This window comes from Streptomyces sp. KR55 (assembly GCF_052245645.1).
Taxonomy (GTDB): domain Bacteria; phylum Actinomycetota; class Actinomycetes; order Streptomycetales; family Streptomycetaceae; genus Streptomyces; species Streptomyces flavusporus.
Genome location: NZ_JBQQCE010000622.1, coordinates 1 through 4,473, shown reverse-complemented (window position 1 = coordinate 4,473; position 4,473 = coordinate 1). Strand labels below are relative to the sequence as shown.

At 70.5% G+C, this 4,473-nt stretch carries 5 protein-coding genes; 4 read left to right on the top strand and 1 reads right to left on the bottom strand.

What is annotated here, in order from left to right; all coding sequences use genetic code 11:
- Positions 1-204: 204 nt before the first annotated feature.
- From ACTWQJ_RS46900 to ACTWQJ_RS46885, 4 genes are all read left to right on the top strand, one after another.
- Entirely contained in the window at positions 205-1,650 is a 1,446-nt protein-coding gene (locus ACTWQJ_RS46900) for a helix-turn-helix domain-containing protein (RefSeq protein WP_443312489.1), read from the top strand.
- Positions 1,632-2,222 (top strand): helix-turn-helix domain-containing protein, encoded by a 591-nt coding sequence (locus ACTWQJ_RS46895; protein ID WP_443312488.1) that lies wholly within the window; start codon positions 1,632-1,634, stop codon positions 2,220-2,222. Before ACTWQJ_RS46900 ends, ACTWQJ_RS46895 begins: the two co-directional genes overlap by 19 nt.
- Before the next feature lie 192 nt (positions 2,223-2,414).
- Positions 2,415-3,131, top strand: coding sequence for a ParA family protein (locus ACTWQJ_RS46890; RefSeq protein WP_443312487.1), 717 nt, complete (start codon positions 2,415-2,417; stop codon positions 3,129-3,131).
- On the top strand, positions 3,128-4,018 hold the full coding sequence (locus ACTWQJ_RS46885; protein ID WP_443312486.1) for a hypothetical protein: 891 nt from the start codon (positions 3,128-3,130) through the stop codon (positions 4,016-4,018). Before ACTWQJ_RS46890 ends, ACTWQJ_RS46885 begins: the two co-directional genes overlap by 4 nt.
- A 156-nt stretch (positions 4,019-4,174) precedes the next feature.
- On the opposite strand, the gene ACTWQJ_RS46880 is transcribed toward ACTWQJ_RS46885, so the two are convergent.
- Positions 4,175-4,473, bottom strand: a 299-nt coding sequence (locus ACTWQJ_RS46880; protein WP_443312485.1) for a hypothetical protein, incomplete at its 5' end; no start/stop codon positions are given.

Below are 4,473 nucleotides of genomic sequence, written 5' to 3'. Positions count from 1 at the left end.
CCTCCACTCGGGGCCAGGCATACGAGGGCTTCCAGGACGGCCATTCTGGAGACCTTTCTGGCGCCGATGGAGGTCGGTTCCGGACACCACCCGTGGTTTTAGCGGGCCTGGGTGGCGTCCACGTTCTTGCGAGACGACCCCACCGTGCCAGAAAGCACCCATCAAGCCCTCTTTCAACGACACTCCACCCAATTCCACGGCCTTTTGGAATACGCCCGACTGCCGTCGGCCGCGACCGATCTCATTTTGCTCGGCGACCTCACCGGCCGCTACGCCACCGGCAGTTACAGCCGACTCGCCCCCGACGGCCGGAGCGTGGCCCTGCGCGCAGACCGGCAAGGCGTGGCCGAGCACGGGCACCGGATCACCGCGGCCATCGCCTGCCACGTGGCCCGCGCCGGCGGCACCGTCGACCAGCTCACGCAGCTCCTGCTGCACCCCGAGCACGAGGGCGGACGGCACGTCCGGCACATCGCGCTACGGTCCGGGCAGTCGCGTGCCCTGGACTACGTCCGCCGGGTCTGGGCCAGCGCCTCGGAAGCGGTCAGCACCACCAGGGCGCTGGGGTCGCGGCACGACGTGTACGAAGTCCTCGCCGCGCTGCGCGACCGCATCGAGACCACGCCCTGGCGCGGGGAGCGCGGACGGACCGCGCTGCGGGTGCTGCGCGCGCACCTGAACTTCGCCGAGATGGCAGGCGGCCCCCTGCACCATGCCAGTGAGCGGCAGACCGCCGAGGAAGCGGGCATCTCCCGCACGACGCTGCGGGCCGTCTACGAGACCGTCCTGAAACCGCAGGGCTGGCTACGCCGACTGCGGGTCGGCCACGGCCGGGAGGGCTCCACCTGGTACCTCAACTACGGCAGCGCCCCCAGTCACGGCGCCCCCGCTTCGCTGTCTCGTTTCCGGACCACTCAGTACCCCCCCGACCCGGCACTTGAGGAGTGGACCACCCCTGAGACAGCCACCGTGGCCGACATCGACTCCACCGTCCTCGGCCGGCTGATGGGCCACGACGCCTTCGCCCACCACGGCCTCGGCAGCGCCGCCCTCATGCTCATCAGCGCACTGCACCAACGCCCCCACCAGACGGTCGCCGAACTCGTCGGTACCTCCTCGGTCTCCCGCGCCACCACCTATAGGACCCTGCGCCGCCTCGCCAGCCACGGCCTCGTCCAGCACACCGGGGAGACCTGGGCCCTGGCGCCACGTGCCCTGGAGGGCTTCGGTGACGGCCGCCCGGGCGCGGATACCGGCCTCGCCGCAGCGTCGGCACAGGGCTGGGACAAGGTCGCCGAGCACCACGGCACCGCAGGCGTCGCGGCCCGGCGGAAGGCCCTGCACGCGGTCGAGCGTGCGGCCTACCGAGAGGCGCTGGACCGGCTCGCGGAGCACCGCAGCCAGGCCGTGGTGATCGTCCGCGACGGCCGCCGAGTGCTGGTCCCCGCGCCGCGCCCCGACGAGATCCCGCCCGCGTGGCACGCCCCGGACGGGCGCGTCCTCGACCCCGTCACAGGTCGTCCGGCCGCCGACTGGCGGATCGCCACCGACGGCCGCCTGATCCTCATCACCCCTGCCGACCAGCGCAGTTACGACGAGCTGGCCGCCGCCCATGCCGAAGCCCTCAGCGAATGGAACTCCGCCGCATGACCCCACAACACCCTCCAACCAACCCTGCCCAGAGCCAGCCGGTGACCCCGGAGGCCTTGCGCAAGCGATACGAGGCCGGTGCGACGGTCGACGAACTGGTCGCCGCCAGCGGCCTGTCGTACGGCACGGTCCTCAACCGGCTGCACGATGCCGGGACCGTGATGCGCATGTCGTGGCAGACCCGAAGGATGCGCCAGGACCCGCAAGCGCGCCGGCGTCTCGCGGCCCGGCTGCGCACCCTGTACGAGCAGCACGGCGCGACGCTCACCGAACTCGCCGCGGCTGCGGGAGGGACGAGGCGTGCTGCCCGGCGCCTGCTGATCGAAGCCGGCGGCACCGTGCGCACCACGCAGCAGACGCTGCGGATGCGCTCTGCGGCGAGGGCCGCTGAACGGCAGAAGGTCGCGCTGTCTCTGCGGGCGCGGTACGAGGAGGGCGCCGCGGTCCCGGAGCTTGCTGAGGAGTGCAACTACTCCGTGGCCACGGTCTACCGGCTCCTGCACCAGGCAGGCACGCCCATGCGGCCCCAGCACCGCCACTGCCCTGGTCCTCGTGAGGGGAAACGGCCATGAGCGCGCCAGACAAAGGTCTCGATCGCTCCGCCCACAGTGTCCCTCAGCTGCGGACTCTGCCCGAAGGCCCTCCCGGCTGCGACCACGGGGCACGGGCACCGCCCCGTCCGCGCGGAGGCGTGCCTACCGCGCAGCACTGTCACCGAACCGCATGAGACAACACCCCTTCCACTTTCAGGAGATCAAGCACACGTGAACGAGAACACCCGTATCAAGACCCTGGCGGCGGCCACAGCCCGCGCCTGGGACGCCTTCGTGATCGTCGTCGGCATGCTCAAGGGCGGCACCGGAAAGACCACCTCCGCCTGGTTCATCGCCCTCTACTACTCGGTCGTCCTCGACCTGCCGACGCTGCTGCTGGACGCCGACGCGACCAGCCAGTCCGCCTACGACTGGTTCAAGGTCGCCCAGGCCGAGGGATACGAGATCCCCGCAAACCTGGTGGTCGAGCGCTATCCGTTCGACGACATCGCCGAGCACATCCGCGCCAAGCGCGCCGAGTTCGGCGCGATCGTGGTCGACGCCGGCGGCGGCAGCGCCCGCATCTTCCACGAGGCCGTCACCGAGGCGAACCGGCTGCTCGTCCCGGTCGCCCCCACCAAGATCGAGCGCCGCAAGCTCGTGGCCACCTTCGACGAGGCCGAGCGCGCCGCCGCCCGCAACACCCGCGACGTCACCGCCCACGTGGTCCTCGTGAAGGCCGACGACCGCACCAGCCTGCCCCGCACCGCAAAGGACAAGCTCCTGGAGCCCGCCCAGGGCGAAGGCATCGGCCCGGACCGCGACGAGCCCTTCCCGCTCGCCGAGACCGTCATCCACTCCTGGGTGCACTACATGGAGGCCTTCGGCGAGATCCCCACCGAACTGAGTGAGTACGCCCAGCTGATGAAGGAGCTGACCGAGGCATGACCGACAAGAACGAGAGGCTGAAGCCCCCGGCCCGCCGCGCCGGTCGCACCCTGGGCAGGGCCAAGAAGGCGACCCCGCCGCCCCCTCCCCCGGCCGCCGAGCTCACCCCAGAGCAGTACGCCGCCGAACAGACCGCCGCCCAGGGTGAAGGCCGTCCCGCTGCCAGCGAGCCGCAGGTGCAGCCCGCTCCTTCCGCCGCTCCCATCGAGGCATCGGCGCAGGAACCGACCGCGACGATGGCCGAAGTGCCGCATGCGCCCGCGGCACCGCCCGCCCATCCGAGCGTCGAGGCCGCGCCGAGCAGCCCGGTGCAGGAGCCTGCTGCCAGTCAGCCGGCTCGCCCGGCCGTCGTCGCCTCCGATGCCAGAACGGAATCTGCTGTGGAGTCGGTGGAACGGCAGGCGCTGGGACAGACCGCGGCCCCGGCTGCGGAGCCTGCAACACCTGCGGCTCAGCCCACGCAATCGGCCGAGCACGTCTCCCAGCGTGGGGCGTCCCAAGACACGGGCACCGCTCCGGGCCTGGCACACACCGCTGAGGTGGCGGTTCACTCGACAGTTCTTCCCGTTGCAGGAGCCACTGCCTTCCCTGTCAGCACCGGCGCAGCGAGTCCTCAGCACGAGCAGCAAGCCGGTTCGGATACGGCGCCCAGTAACGGGACTTCATGGGCGCAGGGGTCGGGGCGTCCGAACGACATCCCGGAGGCGGCGGTCGTCCTCAACCAGCGCATCATCGCGCGCGAGAGCCTCGACGCCTCGGTCCCCGCTGCTCTGAGGCTGAAGAAGAGGATCAAGCGCTTCGCGCTGGACAACGAACTCGATCACCTGCCCATGGGCGACATCGTCTCGGTCGCGCTGGACGAATGGCTCGCCACCCGCGGGTTCTGACACGCCGTACGGCACACGGGGCGGCCGCCGGCTCACTGAGCGCGCGGCCGCCCCTTCCACCGACTATTCCAATAGCCCAATAGGCGGCTAACTAGCCGCCTAGCCGAACCGACCGGAGCAACGTTCGTGCCCGACCTCACCCACCACGCCCGTCGTCTACGCGACATAGCCGACGCACTCGAAGCCCAGTCCGAGCCCAGCGGCGATCCGCTCACTCCCCACCCCGACACTCTCGCGGTCATTGGCAACCGCCACATCAAACGCGGACAGCTCAACTACGCTGTCCCCGACATCCTGCAACTCCAGCGACGCATACGCCGCTACAACGGGGTGTGTCAATTTAACGGCTGATCTTGGTTGTTGAGTGGTCAGTTGTTGCTCGGGGTCAGGCGGCCCTCGAAGGCGATCTGGAAGGCGTTGAGTGGGGCCTTCCAGCGCATGGTCCACCGCTTGCG

Bases quoted from the DNA above. Each gene is read 5' to 3' on its own strand.
- ACTWQJ_RS46895 (WP_443312488.1), top strand. From the start codon at position 1,632: ATGGAACTCCGCCGCATGACCCCACAACACCCTCCAACCAACCCTGCC.
- ACTWQJ_RS46885 (WP_443312486.1), top strand. From the start codon at position 3,128: ATGACCGACAAGAACGAGAGGCTGAAGCCCCCGGCCCGCCGCGCCGGT.